This is a genomic window from uncultured Chloroflexus sp. (assembly GCF_937129525.1).
In the GTDB taxonomy this organism is placed as follows: Bacteria; Chloroflexota; Chloroflexia; order Chloroflexales; family Chloroflexaceae; genus Chloroflexus.
Genome location: NZ_CAKZNK010000020.1, coordinates 14,982 through 33,735 on the forward strand (window position 1 = coordinate 14,982; position 18,754 = coordinate 33,735).

An 18,754-nucleotide genomic window follows, 5' to 3' on the forward strand; every position below is an offset into this window, starting at 1 on the left:
TTGCGAATGTAATAAAATGTGCTGCCTTGCGCGGAGCTGACAGGTATCGTCAGGTTTTATCATTCCATGTAGGAACGCCAATCAGAATACCGCGCAGATTTGTCAGTGGTTTCCCCACTTTAATGCCATATCGTGAAATAGCAAATTCACGCAACGATTTTTCAAAATCACCGAGACGCTTTTTCAGCACTCCAATAGCTTTGCGCAATTCGCCATTGATCTCAAGAAAACGGAGAAAGATAATGTTATCGCCGAGATAACTGGCGCCGATGTCGGTCACCTGGAAATTTCCTACCACATCAGCCGTATCCATGATGAGAATCACGGTGACGCCGCGACTTTGCAGATACTTGCTGAGCGCATGGAGCTGACTGATCAGGTCTTCGCCTTTCATACAAAGGCGATACCCGGTGACGCTATCAATCATCACCACTTTAATCTGCTCTCGATCAATGACATGGCGCGCGTATTGGGCAAACTCGTCGGGGTTGTAGCGCAGCGGTTCAATCTTTTCCACGAATAACAGATGTTGACGCTGCATGGCTGTGACCGGAATGTTAACCGCTTCACAGCGTCGCAGCATGATTGAGACCTCTTCTTCAAACGAAAAGACGACCGAGCGTTCGCCGCGACTGGCGGCTTCCTTGACAAATTGAAATCCGAGCGTCGTTTTACCTACTCCAGAAGGACCGGTAATTATCGTAATGGTACCCCGCTCGATGCCACCGTATAGCAGTTCATCCAGTTCAGGCACACCTGCCGGAATCAGGTCAAAGCTATGGTCGGGCGGCAAAGCAGATGGGATCAGGCGCGGGAAAACCTGAAGCCCCTGATCGGATAGTCGCATTGCGTGGCGGCCACTCACGAATGCTGACCCTCGCATCTTGCTCACATTGAGATAGCGTCCGCTCTCAGTTAATTCGAGATTAATGATTCCATCGGCAATATATTGCAAGTCATCGTCAGGGAAAGCGGCGCTATCTTCCGCCGAGAACACAACTGTCGTGCGCTGTTCGGCCAGAAAGCGGAGGAACGAAATGACCTGCTTGCGAAACTGAAAGAGATCGGGCGTGAGGTAACGAAACTGAGTAATCGGGTCGAGAAAGACTCGTTCGGGACGCAGTTGCTCGATAGTGGTAACGATCTGGCGTGTGAGAGGTTCGCGTTCAACTTCTGCCGGAGAAAAGATGTCGTAGATTTCAGTCTGAGCAAAAAAGTTGGAGGAAGGGCTGAGATCGAGAATGTGGACGCGGCTGAGGTCAATACCAACTCTGGCCGCATTCCGCCGAATGTTGTTTTCAGCCTCTTCCAGACTGATGAAGAGTGACACTTCGTTGTTGTTTGCGCCGGCTGCCAGAAAGTGGAGGCCGAGTGTTGTCTTCCCTGTTCCAGGCCCACCGCGAACCAGATACGCGTAATGCTGAACCAGACCACCACCGGTAATTTCGTCGAGACCCGGGATTCCGGTGGCGAGCCGGTTCACGGTTGCATTGTCCATGCGGTTCTCCTGTGCCCATATTAGCGATGCTGAGAGTATCCTAACGACCAGACCGAAAAGCGTCAAGAGGGAGGGCGATATTTGAGCGATCAGATCTGGTCAAGCGATGATCCCGCACCATCTGGTTGGTAACCGCTTGTCTGAAGGAAAATCGTTCTGGTAATGCAAACGAGACGCCATTTCAGGCGTCTCGTCATGGCTGATCGTTCACTCAAAGTATGTTACCGCAAGCAAGGGCGAAATTTATAGCCGTACACCAACACGCCGTCTTCGCCAGTATCCATCAGGCGGCGTGTAACCATTTCGACGGGCATCCCAATCGCGAGATCGGCTTCGTCACAATCGGTCAACTGAGCCGTCACCAGCGGCCCCTCTGCCAGCCGCACCAGCGCAACCGGGTAGATGCCGAGACTGGCAAAACCGGCTGGCGCCTGTCGGATAACGCTGAAACTGTAAATTTCGCCAAGACCGCTAAGCTGATAAGGTTCCCAGTCATTGGGATCTTCATCCAGCGCAGGGGGGCGGACCGGGAAGCGCACTTCGCCGGTGTGGCGATGGCGCTGACCTTCGAGACGATAACGAACAGTTCGTTCGCGCCAGTGTCGCGCAATGCTCATGGTGCAAAACCTCCGCCAAGCGCAATAGCAGCAAGTGCGAGTATTCCTGAAAGCAAGCAAACCGCTATAATGCTGATCACTGCCAGAATGATGGCAATATAGAGCGCTTTATTCGCGGGCAAATTCATGCCCGACTGAATTGCCAGATAGGTCAAATAGACGCCGTACAAGGCAAGACCCAGTGCGATGATCGGGCCGACAAACGGAATGACATTCACAATGAATTGCCCGACAGACAATGGCGACGAGAAGAGAGAGAGACCCCACGCCAGCTCGCCAAAGCTGCCGGTGCCGCCGAACGCGCGCCCGAGCAAATAGATGAATCCCCAGACAACCAGCGAACCGATGATGGTGCCGAAAACACCGCCAAAGATTTGGCTGATTGGATTGGTTTGTTGGGCAATTGTTTGCTCGATTGTTGCGCTATCGAAACCGAGTTGTTCCAAACTAGCGCGCATCTCATTCATCTGAAGCGGGATTGTCAGCACGTTGATGATACCATTGATAATACTGGCAATCACAGCATAGATCAGCGCCCACACCAGGTTGTCGCGCTCGTGGCGCTCGAACGTTTGTACCGACGGTTGCGTAAGGACAGCAATACTGCCATTGACCATTTCCTGGATCACTGTAATGCTCCTTTGTTATCAAGAATGAGAAAGGCAGCCTTATTGTAGCTTACGCAACTATCGCTGTAAAGAGGTGAATTACGACTCTCGTAGCAAGACATGGCTGACCGCTGTCGCGCCGATACCGCCAAGTGATTGGGCCAGGCCGACACGGGCATGAGCAACCTGGGTAGCGCCGGCAGTATGGCTCAACTGGCGCGCGATCTCGATCACCTGATAGACGCCGCTGGCTCCACCCACATCGCCGCGCGCCTTGTAGCCGCCTGCGGTGGCGATAGGGGTTTTCCCGGTGGGTGCGATCGCGCCTTCAGCGGCGTGACGGGGGGCAGTGCCCGGCTCGTAGCAGCCAATCGCCTCGAGCGCAAGCGTGGCGGCAATGCCATGCGGATCGGTCAATTCCCAGACATGAACATCACCAACACCGAGATGGGCGCGCCCCAGCGCAATGTGCGCGCTGGCGCGAGCGGCGTTGAGGTCGAGCGGGTTGCGTCGGCGATGCAGCGCTGGCTGATCGGTTGCCACTGCCGAGCCGGCAACGCGAATGCGCGGGCCGGTGAATTCGCGGGCCAACTGTTCGCTAGCGATCAGCAACGCGGCAGCGCCGTCGGCCAGCGTGCTGCAATCGAGCAGGTTGAGCGGGGAAGCTACCATAGCAGCTTTCCGATACCTGGCAGCGTCAATTGCAAACCGGTAGAGCGCGAGCGGATTTTTTGCCCCGTTGGCGTGGGCATTAATTGGGAAAGGCGCGAAGGCGTCGGCGCTATAGCCGTATTCGTGCATGTAGCGCCGCATGAGCATCGCCCATTGGGCTGTCAGGGTAACGCCATGGAACGCTTCTTCGTTGCTGTCACTGGCCATTGCCTGCGCTGCTTCAATTGCGTCTTCAAGCTGATCGGTGACCTTTTCGACTCCGATGACCAGCGCAAGCGGTAAACCATTCTGCACGGCCTGTACGGCCTGATAGATCGCCAGTCCACCACTGGCGCCGGCTGCTTCGATGCGGAAGGCCGGTACCGAGGAGGCCAGCCCCAATACGCCGGCCAGATACGCGCCAAGCTGACTCTGCCCGTACAGCTCTTCGCTAAAGGCACTACCCACATAGAGCGCGCCGATCTGGTGGGGCGCAATTCCCGGCGCGCTGGCCAGCGCTGCGCGCGCCGCTTCGCTGGCCAGATCGGCCAGACTGCGCTGGTAATGCTCGCCAACCGGGGTAGCGCCCATTCCGATAATGTAGACGTTGGTCATAGCGACTCCTCAAGTGATAAGTCGTTGTCGTTTCGTATCGCACCTTGCTTCGGTCATCCCATAACCAGTTTGCCGCGCCATTTGGCGTAGATGGCGTAGTCGATCATCACGGCGCGGGCGAGGTATGCCGCCGTCAATGGCGCTCGTTCGCGTCGGTCGCGAATCGCTTCGGTGACGGTGAGCGCGTAGGCATCAGAACCGGCCCCGCTCCCGTAGCTGGTGACAAAGATGGTATCGCCCGGCTGCGCAACATCAAGGATGGCGCACAAGCCAAGCAAGGCCGATCCCGAGTAGGTATTGCCGATCTTCGGGCTGAGCAAACCCGGCCCGATCTGGTTGTCGGTGAAACCAAGCCGTTTGGCGACAGTCTGAGGGAATTTGGCGTTTGGCTGATGGAAAACGGCGTAGGTAAAATCGGCGGGAGCGCGGTTGAGCTTGCGTAGCAACTCGCCGGCTGCCGACTGAATCTGATGGAAGTAAGCCGGCTCACCGGTAAAGCGGTTACCATGTACCGGATAGGGCCGGTCGGCGCGGCGGTAAAAGTCAGGTGTGTCGGTCACATACGAGATGGTGGCATCAATTGTTGCCAGCGCCTCTTCGGCGGGTCCAACGATCAGCGCTGCCGCGCCGGCGGAAGCGGTGTACTCGAGCGCGTCACCGGGACGACCCTGCGCAGTGTCGGCGCCGATCGCCAGCGCGTAGCGTTGCATGCCGCTGCCCACCAGCGCCATTGCCGCCGTCAGCGCCTCTGAACCGGCTTTGCAGGCGAATTCCCAGTCGGCGGCACTGACCCAAGGACCGGCGCCGAGCGCCTCGGCCACCACGGTACCTGATGGTTTGACGCTGTACGGATGGCTCTCGCTACCCACCCAGACTGCGCCAAGCGCTTCGGCGGGTATGGCTGCGCGGGCCAGCGCATTGCGCGCAGCTTCAATCGCCATCGTGATCGTATCTTCATCAGGACCGGGCACGCTCTTGGCTTCTACCGGAACCCCATTTTGACCATCGGTCCAGATACGAGCAATCTCGCGGGCCGCAATGCGGTAACGCGGGATATAGACGCCATAGCCGATGATACCAGTCGGTTGTTGAGGTTTCATCATGGGCAATTGCTCTCCTTCGTTATGGCGCAATAAAGACGGTATACAAACCTGCCCTCGTCGCGGCGCGACGAAGCTTAATAAGCCACAGGTTATAACCGTTTCTGCTCAGGAAGACAGCACAAACTTCTCCGCCTGGCAGCGGCAAAGGCAACCCTGCTGCGTTTCTGTGTCGCCAGTGACACAGATGGCGGCCTGTTACGGTTTCAACAGGCCGCCAGAGGCGTTTGCATTTAGTTCTTCATGGGATTGCCAACGGTACGCCGGCCTTCCAGCTCGGCGATAATCTCTTCGGCGCGAGCTGGCTTGATATTGCGTTCGGCCACCATACGGCGGGCTACTTCATCAACCAGAGTGCCGCTAGCGCCAGCGGCTAAGGCAATCTGGCGGGCATGCAGGCTCATATGACCTTGCTGGATACCTTCACAGGCCAGCGCTCGCATCGCGGCAAGATTGTTGGCCAGACCAGCGGCGACGCACACCTCAGCCAGTTCACTGGCGCTGCGCACACCCAGCAACTTCAGAGCGGCCTGCGCAGTTGGATGAACTTTGGTCGCGCCGCCAACAATCCCTACAGCCAGCGGCATTTCCAGGGTACCGACTAGATTCCCGTGCTCGTCACGCTCCCAATGCGAGAGCGAAGTGTAGCGACCGTTACGGCTGGCGTAAGCGTGAGCGCCGGCCTCAACGGCTCGCCAGTCATTGCCGGTAGCGACCAGCACCGGGTCAATCCCATTCATAATGCCTTTGTTGTGAGTAGCTGCCCGGTAAGGATCGACTGCCGCGAAGGCGTATGCCCAAAGAATACCTTCCACGACCTCTTCACCGCTCAGCCCGTCGCGCGCCAGTGAAGCTGCCGGCACCACGCAACGAGCGCGCGCCAACCGGCGATCGGTCAGGTTCGAGAGAATGCGCAGGTAGACCCGACCGCCGGTCATCTCGGCCAGCAAGGGGGCAACCGCTTCAGCCATCGTATTGACGGCGTTAGCGCCCATTGCATCGCGACAGTCAATGATCAAATGCACAACCAGCATCGGCCCCATTGGACTGGTAGGGAAGAACCGCACTTCAACATCGCGCGCGCCGCCGCCGAGCGTCACCAATGAGCGGCTTTGCCCATTCGCCAGGGCCAGAATCTCGGCTTTGCGCGACAGTATCGTCTCGCGAGCCTGATCGGGGTCGGCAACATTGACCAGTTGCACTTGCCCGATCATTAGCGGCTCGGTGCTGCTCGTCTCGAACCCACCACCATCGCGCGCCAGACGCGCAGCATAGCTCGCGCCGGCTACGATCGATGGCTCTTCGACCACCATCGGAATGAGGTAGTCGCGACCATTGATGCGAAAGTTGGTTGCAATACCCAGCGGCAGGTTATAAGTGCCAACCACATTCTCAATCATTTTATCGGCGCGCTCAAGCGTGAGGGCACCCCCACTGCCACCGTGGAGCGCGCGCAAATCTTCATCAACTAAACCATCAAACGACCTGACCATTTGCAGGCGCTCAAATGGGTTAAGCTGGTAAAATCCTTGCAGGCGAGAGTTCTTGGTCCCCATACGAGGACTCCTCCTTCACTCTAAGATTCTTCTCTTCCGCCTACTACGATACCACGATCACTGCTGAGAACAGTTGAAAATGACTGTCAAAACCTATCATGAGCCTGTCTTACGGCTGTCATGGCAGCTTCTGAACGGCATGAAGCCCGCTTGTGGTAGAATAAAAGACGTGATGAGCAAACATTTGTTCGTTTTTCTTATTGGTATAACACTGGTTGGATTGACGGCGTGCGCAGCAGCGACGCCATTGCCGTTGCCTGCCGATCTGGTAGTTACATCACCGCGTGGAGATCAGCGGGTAATAGCCTTTCTCTACCGCGACGAACGCGGGGCGCGACTGGTCAACAGTCTCAGCATTGCGCGCGATCCGCCGGCGCCACTTGATCCACTTGATCGGCAAGTCTGGTTGGGTGATCTTGAGCTGCCGACCGATTTGAGTCTGGTCAAGGTAGCCGGAGTACAGTATGGATTGGTAGTTGCGCAGGGTGACTGGCTCCCTGAAGGTCAGTACGGGCCGGATGGGTTATGGTCGCGCGCGCTTGCATCCCCTCGTCTCAGCCCATTTGCGCCGGCAATAGTCGATTTGGCGACCTTGTTGGCGACCGATCGGTACGAGAGCCAGATAGTGCAGGTGCGAGCCGCTTTGCTGACCAATGGTGATACTCATCTGCTGGTCGAGGAGATTGGTCCCGGTGGCGTGCCGGCAGCCAGCGCGCGCCAGATCAAGGTGAGCTTTGGTGAACCAGATCCGGCAGCGCTGGCGCATTTGCGCACCAGCGGCTCGATTCAATTTGGCTATGTTGAAGTTATCGGTCGCTGGCGACAAGGGCGCCTGGAGTCGTTGCTGCTGACGCCACTGCCGTAGGCGCGAGCGGGTTGCTATGATCGAGAGATCTTCTCGTCTTGCCTGAGGCGTGAGTGGCATGAAGGGTCAGCGTTGATGTCATCCAACCAGGCCGGGCTGGCCGTATCACGATGCGATGTCAGTTTCACCGCGCGCCAGATCTGGCCGGGAGCTGTCTCGCTCAGAAGCGTATTTCCCGATCTGTCAACCGCGCCAGATTGACAGTTCCAATCCTCTATCACCTGGTTGAATTTGTGAACCGCAAAAGTTGTTTGATCGGTCTGCGCGCAGGAAAGATGATCGTCACGCTCAGGCTAACATACTCCGCCAGGAGTGGCTGGCGCTGTGTCATAGGGCAGCGGTCAGGTTGTGGTAGCATACGGAAGCGAATTGAATAGCTATGCATACTGAAAGGACATCAATGATGAATGCCCGATTGCAGCGGCTGCGCGCTGCTATGGCAGCGCGCGCGTTACCGGCGATCCTGTTGACGGCGCCAACCAGTCGCCGGTACATTAGCGGTTTCACCGGTAGCGCCGGCGCTTTGTTGATTACTTCTGAGGCGGCTTTCTTGTTAACTGACGCTCGTTACACGGTGCGCGCCGCCGCTGAGGCGCCAGATTTTACTCTCCGCGAAGTGCAGTCAGCAGCGTTGCCACTGCCGAAGCTGGTCGCCGAACTTACGGTTGAGTTAGGGGTGACCAGCCTGGGTTTTGAAGCGGCGGCAATGACGGTGGCCGAGTATCGGCAGTTTGCCAAAGCGTTGGGAGCAGCGGTTGAGCTGGTCGCAACTGAGAATCTCGTTGAAGATTTGCGGATTATAAAAGATGCTGATGAGATTGAACGGTTGCGCCGGGCAGCGTCCATCACCGATGCCGCATTTGCCGCAGTCTTGCCGGTGCTTTCTCCCGATATGACCGAACGTGAAGCGGCGTGGCGATTTGAAGTGGCTTTGCACGATCTGGGAGCGGAGGGGGCATCGTTTCCGATCATCGTTGCCGCCGGTCGCAACAGCGCTCGTCCACACCACGCGCCGGGTGACGATCGATTGGGAGAGGGGCAGCCCATCATTATCGATATGGGTGCCCGGTTTGATGGCTATCACGCCGATCTGACCCGGACAATTGTGCTTGGTCAATCCGACGATACCTTCCGCGCCGTCTACGCGGCAACCCTGGCAGCGCAACAAGCGGCAATATGCGCTCTGCGCCCCGGTCTGCCCTGGTCGGAAGCCGATCTGATTGCGCGCCGGCAGATCGAAGAAGCTGGCTATGCCCGTGGGATTGCGCATAGCCTTGGCCATGGGGTCGGACTGGTCGTCCATGAAGCGCCCTGGTTGCGGATCACTGCGCCCGATGCGCCACCCGCGCCGCCGTTGCAGGCCGGTATGGTCACATCAGTTGAGCCGGGCATTTATTTGCCGGAATGGGGCGGCGCGCGGATTGAAGATCTGGTTTTGATTACCGCTGACGGGTGTGAAGTGCTGTCGCGCGCGGCGAAGTGATAGTGCAACAAGCAGCAAGGGCACGGCTACAAAACGTGCCCTTACTGCGAAAAGATTTAGCCGTATATCACCTTACAATTCGCGCACCGTCACCTTAGTCATCTTGTCACCCTGCTGGATGGCGTAGACGACATCCATGCCCGCCACAACCTTGCCGAATACAGTATGGCGACCATCGAGATGGGGTTGAGGCGTGTGCGTAATAAAGAACTGGCTGCCATTCGTGTTGGGGCCGGCATTAGCCATCGAGATAACGCCAGCCTCGTGTTTCAGCGGGTTGCCCATGACCTCATCGCGAAAACGGTAGCCAGGGCCGCCGCTGCCTCGCCCAGTCGGATCGCCACCCTGGATCACAAAGTCCTTGATGACGCGGTGGAAGGTCAGACCATCGTAGAACCCTTCACGAGTCAGAAAGACGAAGTTGTTAACGGTCAGCGGAGCATGCTGTGGGTAGAGATCGATCTCGATTGTCCCCTTCGTCGTCTCCATCGTGACGCGATAAGTTTTGCTCGTGTCGATAGCCATTGCTGGCGGGCTATTCCACTGTTTCGCCACTGCCCTTCTCCTTGATCTGGTGCGGTTGTCAAAGCTTCACCTGGATTATAGCAAAGTGTATGAATTGACGCGCAGGGAATGGGAGCCGGTTCGCGTTATTCGGTGCCCAATCGCCGGGTAGCGTAGGAGAGTTCTTTAGCTCCAAACGAAGGATGCGGGTTTTGCTGGAGTGATGCTGCCTCGCTCAGCGCGAGTCGAGCAAGTTCACCTTCGCCCACTGCGCGCAGATAGCCGGCAAGTTGGGTAAGCGCGTGGCCGGCGGCTGCCAGATCACCTCGCTGGCGGGCAACGGTAGCGCGGTGATGGAGTCGGGCGATGATTGCCCGCGTGATGGTTGGGATCAGTGATGGCGGTGGATTGACTGCATCGTTGGTGTACTGACCGATAATGTCATGCTGGATCAGATCTGTGCCATCAGTGATATGCATCTGCGCTAGCCGGCGCTGGCTATTGGCAGCGCCCGGAGACACCAAAAATTCACAGAGGAGGCGCACTTCTTCTCCACGCTGTAGCTCGCCGAGGTAGAGCGTCACCCGTCGCCCGCGCTCGGCGCTGATCGGTTCGAGCACTGTTAACGCTGGCGTTAGTCGGGTCACGCGCCGAAGTGTTACCGTTTGTGGCAGGAATAGCTGAACGGTTATCGATTGGGTTGTGGCGCGGCGAGCGGTATCGAGTTCGGCGGCTATTGCTGCTGGTATTTCACTGGCGTCGCGCGCGAAACTGGCCCGACCGCCGCTGAGATCGGCCAGTTGGGTCAGGAGTGCCTCTTCAAATGCGCTGCCAAGACCGATTGTGCTGATCGTGATACCGTGCGCAGCGGCTTCACGGGCCAGACTTACACAAAGCACCGGATCGGTGGTAAACCCGTCGGTAAGGAGGACAATGCGCCGTACCGCTTCTTCACCGCTATCGATAAATTGGGCCAGCGCAAGCTGAAGACCCTGTGCCAGATTGGTCGTTTCACCAAGGCGCAGGCTGTGAAGGCGGCTGAGGGCTGCAATCAGTTCAGTGCGTCGGTTGCCAGCAATGGCCGGAGTCAGCGCGATAGCATCACTAGCACACGCGATCAGGGCCAGGTGATCGGCATTATCGAGTCGCTCGATCAGACTGTGAAGAGCGCGGGTTGTGTAATCGAGTGGGCTGGGATATTGAGCGCGGCTCTCTGCCGTGAGCGGTGTCGCGAGTTGCCAGACCGGAACACCATCAACCAGCACTTCATGCGCCCCGCCAATGCGGGCCAGCTCGCGAAACTGCTGCTCATCAACGATCGGGATCCGCATTGAACGACTGGCATCGGCTACGATTGCCAGGCGCAATGGCAGATGACTGCCGGCGCCAGCCGCAATCGTCAAATGGACATACGCTACCTGCGGCTGTGACAGCACAGGCAACGCGACCGGTTGAGGGGTACAGCGCACCTGTAACGTCATATCAATCCCTTTAGCGACAGTCTGCCGGCAAGGGTGGATCGCTGAAGATCAATTCCAGTACAGCGCCGTTGTTGTACGTTGTGACCCGACGGGTGCGGGTTACCGATTGCAACTCGTTTGAGCCGGCTACGCGAATGCACGAATCAACACTGGTGGTCTGTACCGTCTCGCGGATGCCGCCGCGGGTAATGCCAATGATATACTCTTGCGCGATTGCCAGCCGCAACGGTTGAAGAAAACCGAGACCGAGCAAGCTGATTGTCAGCATAACCAAAACAAACAGCCAGAGTGTGCAACCAGATCGGCGACGTTTTACGGGTGGTTTGCTCTGCGCCTGGGCAGGTGGTTGGCTACGCTGTGCAGGTTGTTGTGGTGCTGTCATACGGATTTCTCGTTGCCAAAAGGTTACTCAGCTATTCGGTTACCGCGAGAGGCTCAATCTCGACCAATTGCGCTCCGGCAGCGACACTTGCGCCGGTTGAGTACGGCAATCGGCGCACAACTCCCGGATACGGAGCAACGACAGTGTGTTCCATCTTCATCGCTTCCAGCACCAGCAGGGGCTGACCTTCGCGCACCTGCTCGCCGACTGCGACATGCAGCCGCACAATTGTGCCTGGCATCGGCGCATTAAAGCTGGCCGCATGCTGATCGACAGCGTGGGTAACGCTATCGGCAGTGAGGGGCGCCGGTCGGCGCAGATGATGCGATTCACCACGCCAGGCGATCAGCCAGCCATCATCGGCCCTGGCGAAGAAGAACTGGCAGCATTGGTTATCGAGCATCAGCGCCAGCTCGTAATCACCGCGATGAATGAGTTTCACCGACACGCTCCATTTGTCACCGGCTACCCGCCATCCCTCAGTTTGCGGTATCACTCGCAGTCGATGTTCACCGCGCGCATTGAAGGTCAAGGGAATAGCATCACCTCCTAGCCGCCAGACCGTTGCCAGCGGATCACGGGGTGGAGGATCGGTAGTAACGCTCAAGATGGCTGCTGCAATCAGTACTTCACGCGGCGGTGGGCCAGGTGGCGGCACGATCCCCTCGTGCTCGGCGAGGAAGCCGGTATGAGTGGCACCATCGGTAAACGCCGGATGTTCGGCTATCGCCTGCAAGAGGGGCAGGTTGGTTGTTGGTCCAAGCACCACCATCTCGCGCAACGCGCGCCGCAATCGGGTTACGGCCTGTTGACGGTTAGCGCCGGCAACAATGATTTTGGCAATCATTGGATCGTAATGTACTGTCACTTCATCGCCACTGCTTAAGCCGGCATCAACCCGCACGCCTGGACCCTGCGGTGGCACGAACAGCAATACCTTGCCCGCCGCCGGCAAAAACGCGCGCGGATCCTCGGCGTAAAGCCGAACCTCAATCGCATGACCGCGCGCAGTAATCTCTTCCTGGTGGAAAGGCAGCGGCTCACCGGCAGCAATGGCAATCTGGAGATGCACCAGATCGTAACCGCACACCAGCTCGGTCACCGGGTGTTCGACCTGGAGCCGCGTGTTCATTTCAAGAAAATAGAATTCACCATCAGGAGTAAGGATAAATTCAACTGTGCCGGCATTGACATAACCGGCAGCGCGCGCCACAGAAACAGCGGCCCGTCCCATCGCCTCGCGCAGCGCCGGGGTGAGCGCCGGAGATGGCGCTTCTTCAACCACTTTTTGGTGACGACGCTGGATCGAACAATCACGCTCCCCGAGATGAACCACGTTGCCGTAACGGTCGGCCAGCACCTGAATTTCAACGTGGCGTGGCCGCAGCACCAGCCGTTCGATAATCAACCGGTCATCGCCAAAAGCGGCGCGGGCTTCGCGGCGGGCGCCTTCCAGGGCTGCCGGAACGTCGGCCAGATCCCCGACTGAACGCATACCCTTCCCACCGCCACCAGCGCTAGCTTTGATCAGCAGGGGAGGACCAATCCGGCGCGCCTCGGCCAGCAGTCGTTCATCGCTCTGATCATCGCCATCGTATCCCGGCACAACCGGCACGCCGGCAGCCTGGGCCAACGCGCGCGCTTCGGCTTTGCCACCCATAGCGGCAATTGCCGCAGGTGGCGGACCGATGAAAGTGACTCCGGCGGCAGCGCACTGTTCGGCAAGTTTCACACTCTCGCTGAGGAACCCATAGCCCGGATGAATGGCCTGCGCATTCAATTGCAAGGCCGCCTCGACAATGGCTTCAGCGCGCAGATAACTCTGCGTGGCAGCCGGTGGCCCAATCAAAACCGCTTCATCGGCCATCCGCACGTGTAACGCTTTCGCATCAGCCTCTGAATAAACAACGACCGGGCTAATTCCTAGCTCACGGCAGGCGCGAATGATTCGCGCAGCAATTTCGCCACGGTTGGCGATCAGGATGCGTTTGAACATGGGCGTAGTTTCGGCAAGACTACTTCACCGTAGGCCTTGATCCACTCTACCTGATTGCGACCGACATTGTGGACATAAATTTCATCAAAACCGAGGTCAATAAACTGCTGGAGATGGACGCGATGCTGTTCGAGATCGGACGAGATCAGCACGCGACCACGAAAATCTTCCGGGCGCACCAGTCGGGCCATTGCGGCAAAATCTTCCGGCGATCGAATGTCTTGTTTGGGGAAGTTCATACCGCCGTTGGGCCACTGATCGAGCGCATTCTGAAGCGCTTCTTCGTCAGTTGTCGCCCATGAAACGTGCAATTGAAGCAGTTTCGGCATCTGGGCAGGATCCTTCCCCGCTTCGCGCGCGCCGGCTGCAAAGTCGGCCAGAATCCGGCGCAGCTTGTCGGGAGCCGCGCCCGGCGTGATCAAGCCATCGCAAGTGCGTCCAGCCCAGCGCAGCGTCTGGGGGCCGGTGGCGGCAATGTAGATCGGTACCGGCTGTTCGGGCAGCGTCCATAGCCGCACTTTATTCATCTGAAAATAGCGTCCTCGATAACGGGTCTCTTTGCCGCTCAGCAATTTCTGAATAATTTCAGTTGCTTCTTGCAGCATCTCGAAACGTGTGAGCGGTTCTGGCCAGACGCTAGCGACCACATTTTCATTAAGCAACTCACCGCTCCCTAATCCCAACCAGAAGCGACCTGGAAACATTGCGCCCAACGTTGCTGCTGCTTGCGCAATCACCGCCGGATGGGTGCGGAACGATGGACAGGTTACCCCTGGGCCGAAGCGGTGGCCGGTCACAACACCTAAAGCTCCCATCCAGCTATAGACAAAGGCATTGTGCCCCTGCGCAGGAACCCAGGGCTGAAAGTGATCAGCGGCCATCACACCGCGAAATCCGTACTGTTCGGCCAGCCGGCAATGTTCGAGTAATTCGTTTGGGTGGAACTGCTCCAGTGCTGCTGATAGGCCAATCGTTGCCACGCGATCTACCCTTCATAGCTACAGATGAGGTCTACGGCATAGTATACCACGGTGTCAGGTTTGTTTGTCATGAATGCCTTTCCCGGTGTCGTTGTCGCGTTGCGGAACACCTGCCGCAAATCTCCTGATCCCTGCCCGCAAGCAGAGTGCTTCAGTTTTGTGTGGTTGCTGAGACGCGGGATGAAAAGAGTGGGCATGGTCGGCCAGTGCCGACCGCGAGAGCGAGTTCGCCTCATTCCCAGATCGTTGCGTTCCTGCGGTGGCGCGCAGCGGTTCGGAGACGACAGAGCGCCACAGCGCCGTGCCTTTGTCTGTGGCGCGCGCTGACAGGCGGTTGCTGATCTCACCCTGCCTATGGCGCCGGCACGGCAATCGTAATCAGACGGTGCGTAAGCTCGACGTTGCCTTCCACAATCACCCGATCACCTATGCATGATACCAGAGTCAAACGTTCGTCACCGGTAGGAAGGATGTACTCTACCTGATCGGGCGTTACCCGTTCTTTGCGCGCAACTACGTAGCGAAAAACGGCGCCATCGGCGCTGTAGAGCAAGATTTCGCTCCCGATTGCAAGCCGGTCGACAAGCGCAAAGGGCGCGGGAATGTGAGGCGCTTTGCGGAAACGCAGGACATGCCCCCACAGCACGATGTTTTCACCCTCTCCTGGTTTGGCGCTGTAGATGTACCAGCCCACGTCGTGATCGAGCACTACCGGTACATTGTTCTGGTCAAGCCCTACCGGATATAGCTTACGGTCGAGATTGATCGCCGGAATCACCAGCCGCACCGGTGTCTGGTCGCCGGTTGCCGGCGAGGTGGCTGTGGGTGGGGGAATGGGTGTCATGGTTGGTAATGCCGTCGGGGTGGCAGTAGGGCTGACAGTGGCCGAGGCGGCAGGCGCGAGCGTGGCTGTGACCGAGGGTGTTGCGGTGGGGGGTGGTTCCGATACTGGCGTAACAGTTGGGGTTGCGGTTTGAGCAGGCGGTGATTGCGCTGGTGTGGAAAGCGGGTTTGCCGTGGTAGCTCCGCATGCACTGAGCAGAAGACACGTGATCATCAAAAGCAAACGCATTGCCCATACCTCGTCGCATCGTCAGAATTCTATTGGTAGCCTACCACAACTCGCGTTTGTCGATTATGGGCTATACTAACGTAAAGAAAAAATGATGCCATTGCCGAAGCTTATGCGCGCGCTAACAATCTACCATCTTGGCTACATGGAATATACTGCTGCATGGGATAAACAACGCGAGTTTGCCCGCGCTCGTTCGAGTGGCCAGATCGGCGACACGTTGCTGCTGGTCGAGCATCCACCGACAATTACTCTTGGCAATAAAGCCCGACCCGATCACGTCCTGGCTTCGCCGGCAGAACTGGCTGCGCGTGGTATTGCCGTTGTGCAGAGTGATCGCGGCGGCGAAGTGACCTATCACGCGCCCGGTCAGCTCGTCGCCTACCCGATTTTCAAACTTTCGCAACATGGCAGCGATGTCGGTCGCTATGTGCGCGGATTGGAAGAGAGCGTCATTCAAGTGCTGGCCGGCTACGGCATCAGTGGAGAGCGGGTACCCGGTCTGACCGGGGTGTGGGTGCGCGGCGGCGCAGCCAAAATTTGCGCTATCGGCGTCAAATTGAGCGCGAGCGGCGTTACTACCCACGGCCTGGCATTGAACGTCGATCCTGATCTGAGCGGCTTTGAGCTGATCGTTCCCTGTGGGATTAGCGATCGCGGTGTTACCTCGCTGGCTGCCGAGCTTGGCTATGCGCCGCCGTTGGCCGAGGTTGCCGGGCGACTGATCGAGCAGATATGCGCCGTGTTTGCGTTGCAGGTGGTGGCAACCCCGGTACGATAAGAGCGTATCATGCGGTACAATATCATTATCAATTGAATGATCGTTTATCGCCTTCACAGGTGATAACTGGAATGCGAGAACGCCAATGGCAGAACTAATTCCGCTGAGCGATGTAGGTGTCGCAAATAGTGCGCCTGCCGCAACCAATCGGCCCCGGCGGCCCGAATGGTTGAAGGCTCGCGCGCCGGGTGGCGTTAATTATCACGATGTGCTGCGCCTGATGCGCGAGAAGAACCTCAACACAGTCTGTGAAGAGGCTCGTTGTCCCAACATCGGCGAGTGCTGGAATCATCGCACGGCAACGTTTTTGTTGCTTGGTGATATTTGTACCCGCGGCTGTCGCTATTGCGCAATCGGCAAGGGTAAGCCGAAACCAATCGACGAACACGAGCCAGAGCGAGTTGCCGAGTCGGTCGCTCATCTGAAACTCAAGTTCGCCGTTCTTACCTCGGTCAATCGCGATGATGTGCCCGATGGCGGCGCTCATATCTTTGCCCGCACCATCGAGCTGATCCGGCAGAAGGTTCCCGATTGCAAGGTTGAGGTGCTCATTCCCGACTTCGACGGCAACTGGGACGCGCTGGCGACGGTGCTGGCGGCTGAGCCAGATGTGCTGAACCACAACATCGAGACGGTGCCGCGCCTGTTCCGCCGTTTCCGTCCACGAGCGAAGTTCGAGCAGAGCATCGAATTGCTGGCGCGCGCCCGCGCGGCGAAACCACATCTGGTCACTAAAAGCGGGATGATGGTCGGGGCCGGTGAGACGAACGATGAGATATACGAAGTCATCGACCGTTTGCGCGCGGTTGATGTCAATGTGTTGACCATTGGGCAATACCTCGCGCCCGACGCCAGTTACTGGCCTGTCCATCGCTACGTGACGCCGGCTGAATTTGCCGGGTTTCGGGCTTATGCGCTGGCGCGCGGCTTCCGCCACGTTGAGAGCGGGCCGCTTGTGCGGTCGAGCTACAACGCGCATCTGCACGTTGGCGCAGCCCAACATTAGTCGTTCCGGCGCAGGTGGTTGACATCCCCCTGCGCCGTTGCCTATCATTTCGTTGGTGTTGTAAGGCTGGTAAGCACATTTGGATCGCTTGCCGCCTGTACAGGAAATGAAAGGATTGTTCCGTGAGCGAGCAAGTGTATGACCTTGTCATTCTCGGTTCAGGGCCGGGCGGTTATGTTGCCGCTATTCGCGCTGCGCAACTGGGAATGAAAGTAGCGGTTGTAGAAGTCAATGCGCTGGGTGGTGTCTGTCTAAATATCGGCTGTATCCCTACCAAAGCTCTCCTCCACAGTGCCGACCTGCTCGAAGAGGTCAAAGAGGCAAAACGATTCGGGATTACGGTCGAGCAAGTTGCGTTCGATCTAGCTGGGGCAATGAAGCACAAAGATACCGTCGTCAAGCAGAGCACTGACGGTGTCGCCTTCTTGATGAAGAAGAATAAGATCGAAGTGGTGGCCGGGCGTGGTCGTCTGGCTGGACGCGGGCAGGTGCATGTTCAGTTGAACGAAGGCGGCGAGCGTGTGCTGACCGCCAAACAGATCATTGTCGCTACCGGTGGCCGTCCGCGCCCCTTCCCCGGCGTGCCGTTCGATGGCGAGCGCGTGCTCTCCTCTACCGATATGCTCTACCTGAAACAGGTGCCGACCAGTCTGCTGGCGATTGGCGCTGGCGCGATTGGGGTCGAGTTTGCCTCGATGTTCCGCTCGTTTGGCAGCGAAGTGACGATTGTGGAAGCATTGCCGCGGATTGTGCCCAACGAAGACGAGGAAGTAAGCGCAGAACTTGCGAAAGCGTTTCAGCGTCGTGGCATTAAGACTCTGGCCGGGGCGAAGGTAGAAGGTGTCGATATTGGTGGCGAGAAGGTAGTGGTTACCGTTGTTGATAGTGCCGGTAAACCGCATCAGATCGCCGTTGAGAAGTTGCTGGTTTCAATCGGCATCGCGCCCAATACCGACAATATCGGTCTGGAAGAAGCTGGAGTCAAGGTTAACAACCGCGGTTTTATCGAGACCGATGGTTTCCTGCGCACCAGCGCCGAGGGTGTCTACGCAATTGGCGACTGCACTGCCAACACGCCGTGGCTGGCACACAAAGCCAGCGCTGAGGGAATCCTGGCGGTCGAACACATTGCCGGCCATCACGTCACGCCGATCGACTACGGCAAGATTGCTGCCTGCACCTACTGCAACCCTGAAATCGCCAGCGTTGGCCTTACCGAAGCTAAGGCGCGCGAACGCGGCTACCAGGTGAAGGTCGGTAAGTTCCCCTTCTCGGCTAATGGCAAGGCCCGTGTGCTGGGGCAAACCCGCTTCGGGTTCGTCAAGCTGGTGGCTGATGCTCAGTACGACGAGATTCTGGGTGTTCACATGATCGGCCCACGGGTGACCGAGATGATCGCCGAGGGTGGGATTGCGTTGAGCCACGAAGCAACTGGCGAGAGTATGATGCAGACGATCCATGCTCACCCGACACTCTATGAAGCGATCGGTGAAGCGGCGCACGCGCTCGTGCATGGCGCGCCGATCCATCTCTGATGGCGCGAAGCGGGGGCGCAAACG

Annotated in this window: 18 protein-coding genes; 6 read left to right on the forward strand and 12 right to left on the reverse strand. The window is 57.9% G+C overall.

Annotated elements, in window-relative coordinates:
* Positions 1-49: 49 nt before the first annotated feature.
* The 6 genes from Q0650_RS01515 to Q0650_RS01540 form a co-directional block, all read right to left on the reverse strand.
* Positions 50-1,498, reverse strand: a complete 1,449-nt coding sequence (locus Q0650_RS01515) for an ATPase domain-containing protein (RefSeq protein WP_298815153.1) — start codon at positions 1,496-1,498, stop codon at positions 50-52.
* Between the two features lie 221 nt (positions 1,499-1,719).
* Positions 1,720-2,115 carry a Zn-ribbon domain-containing OB-fold protein gene (locus Q0650_RS01520; protein ID WP_298815156.1) on the reverse strand — a complete coding sequence of 132 codons (396 nt, stop codon included), beginning with the start codon at positions 2,113-2,115 and terminating at the stop codon, positions 1,720-1,722.
* Complete coding sequence (locus Q0650_RS01525; protein ID WP_298815159.1) at positions 2,112-2,744, reverse strand: Yip1 family protein; 633 nt, start codon at positions 2,742-2,744, stop codon at positions 2,112-2,114. Before Q0650_RS01525 ends, Q0650_RS01520 begins: the two co-directional genes overlap by 4 nt.
* A 78-nt stretch (positions 2,745-2,822) precedes the next feature.
* The gene (locus Q0650_RS01530) at positions 2,823-3,989 is read right to left on the reverse strand and encodes a thiolase C-terminal domain-containing protein (protein WP_298815162.1); all 1,167 of its coding nucleotides are present in this window, start codon (positions 3,987-3,989) and stop codon (positions 2,823-2,825) included.
* Positions 3,990-4,042: 53 nt separating this feature from the next.
* Entirely contained in the window at positions 4,043-5,092 is a 1,050-nt protein-coding gene (locus Q0650_RS01535; protein ID WP_298815165.1) for a hydroxymethylglutaryl-CoA synthase, read from the reverse strand.
* A 230-nt stretch (positions 5,093-5,322) separates the two neighbouring features.
* Entirely contained in the window at positions 5,323-6,645 is a 1,323-nt protein-coding gene (locus Q0650_RS01540; RefSeq protein ID WP_298815167.1) for a hydroxymethylglutaryl-CoA reductase, degradative, read from the reverse strand.
* 184 nt (positions 6,646-6,829) lie between these two features.
* Between Q0650_RS01540 and Q0650_RS01545 the strand changes: the two genes are divergently transcribed.
* Positions 6,830-7,510, forward strand: a complete 681-nt coding sequence (locus Q0650_RS01545) for a hypothetical protein (protein WP_298815169.1) — start codon at positions 6,830-6,832, stop codon at positions 7,508-7,510.
* A 400-nt stretch (positions 7,511-7,910) separates the two neighbouring features.
* Positions 7,911-8,993: an aminopeptidase P family protein gene (locus Q0650_RS01550; RefSeq protein WP_298815171.1), complete on the forward strand. Its 1,083-nt coding sequence runs from the start codon at positions 7,911-7,913 to the stop codon at positions 8,991-8,993.
* A gap of 72 nt (positions 8,994-9,065) precedes the next feature.
* Here the strand turns inward: Q0650_RS01550 and Q0650_RS01555 are convergent, their stop codons facing one another.
* The 6 genes from Q0650_RS01555 to Q0650_RS01580 all read right to left on the reverse strand — a co-directional run bounded on the left by Q0650_RS01555 (position 9,066) and on the right by Q0650_RS01580 (position 15,180).
* Positions 9,066-9,518, reverse strand: coding sequence for a peptidylprolyl isomerase (locus Q0650_RS01555; RefSeq protein ID WP_367280785.1), 453 nt, complete (start codon positions 9,516-9,518; stop codon positions 9,066-9,068).
* Positions 9,519-9,643: 125 nt separating this feature from the next.
* The gene (locus tag Q0650_RS01560) at positions 9,644-10,978 is read right to left on the reverse strand and encodes a VWA domain-containing protein (protein WP_298815176.1); all 1,335 of its coding nucleotides are present in this window, start codon (positions 10,976-10,978) and stop codon (positions 9,644-9,646) included.
* Between the two features lie 10 nt (positions 10,979-10,988).
* Complete coding sequence (locus Q0650_RS01565) at positions 10,989-11,360, reverse strand: hypothetical protein (RefSeq protein ID WP_298815178.1); 372 nt, start codon at positions 11,358-11,360, stop codon at positions 10,989-10,991.
* A gap of 31 nt (positions 11,361-11,391) precedes the next feature.
* Positions 11,392-13,356, reverse strand: coding sequence for an acetyl-CoA carboxylase biotin carboxylase subunit (locus Q0650_RS01570; protein WP_298815181.1), 1,965 nt, complete (start codon positions 13,354-13,356; stop codon positions 11,392-11,394).
* Complete coding sequence (locus Q0650_RS01575) at positions 13,338-14,336, reverse strand: TIGR03557 family F420-dependent LLM class oxidoreductase (protein WP_298815185.1); 999 nt, start codon at positions 14,334-14,336, stop codon at positions 13,338-13,340. The genes Q0650_RS01570 and Q0650_RS01575 overlap by 19 nt, the downstream gene beginning before the upstream one ends.
* Positions 14,337-14,688: 352 nt before the next feature.
* Entirely contained in the window at positions 14,689-15,180 is a 492-nt protein-coding gene (locus tag Q0650_RS01580) for a sortase (protein WP_298815187.1), read from the reverse strand.
* Here Q0650_RS01580 and Q0650_RS01585 point away from each other — a divergent pair.
* From Q0650_RS01585 to lpdA, 4 genes are all read left to right on the forward strand, one after another.
* Positions 15,179-15,313 (forward strand): hypothetical protein, encoded by a 135-nt coding sequence (locus Q0650_RS01585; protein WP_298815188.1) that lies wholly within the window; start codon positions 15,179-15,181, stop codon positions 15,311-15,313. The genes Q0650_RS01580 and Q0650_RS01585 overlap by 2 nt on opposite strands.
* 207 nt (positions 15,314-15,520) lie before the next feature.
* Positions 15,521-16,189 carry a lipoyl(octanoyl) transferase LipB gene (gene lipB / locus Q0650_RS01590; protein ID WP_298815293.1) on the forward strand — a complete coding sequence of 223 codons (669 nt, stop codon included), beginning with the start codon at positions 15,521-15,523 and terminating at the stop codon, positions 16,187-16,189.
* An 85-nt stretch (positions 16,190-16,274) separates the two neighbouring features.
* Positions 16,275-17,195, forward strand: coding sequence for a lipoyl synthase (lipA, locus tag Q0650_RS01595; RefSeq protein WP_298815189.1), 921 nt, complete (start codon positions 16,275-16,277; stop codon positions 17,193-17,195).
* Positions 17,196-17,317: 122 nt separating this feature from the next.
* Positions 17,318-18,730 (forward strand): dihydrolipoyl dehydrogenase, encoded by a 1,413-nt coding sequence (gene lpdA, locus Q0650_RS01600; RefSeq protein ID WP_298815192.1) that lies wholly within the window; start codon positions 17,318-17,320, stop codon positions 18,728-18,730.
* Positions 18,731-18,754 lie beyond the last annotated feature (24 nt).

What these genes read in the sequence shown, in the direction of transcription:
- Q0650_RS01580 (WP_298815187.1), bottom strand. Translation starts at nt 15,180, where the DNA reads ATGACACCCATTCCCCCACCCACAGCCACCTCGCCGGCAACCGGCGAC.
- Q0650_RS01555 (WP_367280785.1), bottom strand. Translation starts at nt 9,518, where the DNA reads ATGGCTATCGACACGAGCAAAACTTATCGCGTCACGATGGAGACGACG.
- Q0650_RS01535 (WP_298815165.1), bottom strand. Translation starts at nt 5,092, where the DNA reads ATGATGAAACCTCAACAACCGACTGGTATCATCGGCTATGGCGTCTAT.
- Q0650_RS01520 (WP_298815156.1), bottom strand. Translation starts at nt 2,115, where the DNA reads ATGAGCATTGCGCGACACTGGCGCGAACGAACTGTTCGTTATCGTCTC.
- Q0650_RS01515 (WP_298815153.1), bottom strand. Translation starts at nt 1,498, where the DNA reads ATGGACAATGCAACCGTGAACCGGCTCGCCACCGGAATCCCGGGTCTC.
- Q0650_RS01565 (WP_298815178.1), bottom strand. Translation starts at nt 11,360, where the DNA reads ATGACAGCACCACAACAACCTGCACAGCGTAGCCAACCACCTGCCCAG.
- Q0650_RS01560 (WP_298815176.1), bottom strand. Translation starts at nt 10,978, where the DNA reads ATGACGTTACAGGTGCGCTGTACCCCTCAACCGGTCGCGTTGCCTGTG.
- Q0650_RS01540 (WP_298815167.1), bottom strand. Translation starts at nt 6,645, where the DNA reads ATGGGGACCAAGAACTCTCGCCTGCAAGGATTTTACCAGCTTAACCCA.
- Q0650_RS01570 (WP_298815181.1), bottom strand. Translation starts at nt 13,356, where the DNA reads ATGTTCAAACGCATCCTGATCGCCAACCGTGGCGAAATTGCTGCGCGA.
- lipA (WP_298815189.1), top strand. Translation starts at nt 16,275, where the DNA reads ATGGCAGAACTAATTCCGCTGAGCGATGTAGGTGTCGCAAATAGTGCG.
- Q0650_RS01585 (WP_298815188.1), top strand. Translation starts at nt 15,179, where the DNA reads ATGGTTGGTAATGCCGTCGGGGTGGCAGTAGGGCTGACAGTGGCCGAG.
- lipB (WP_298815293.1), top strand. Translation starts at nt 15,521, where the DNA reads ATGCGCGCGCTAACAATCTACCATCTTGGCTACATGGAATATACTGCT.
- Q0650_RS01530 (WP_298815162.1), bottom strand. Translation starts at nt 3,989, where the DNA reads ATGACCAACGTCTACATTATCGGAATGGGCGCTACCCCGGTTGGCGAG.
- Q0650_RS01550 (WP_298815171.1), top strand. Translation starts at nt 7,911, where the DNA reads ATGATGAATGCCCGATTGCAGCGGCTGCGCGCTGCTATGGCAGCGCGC.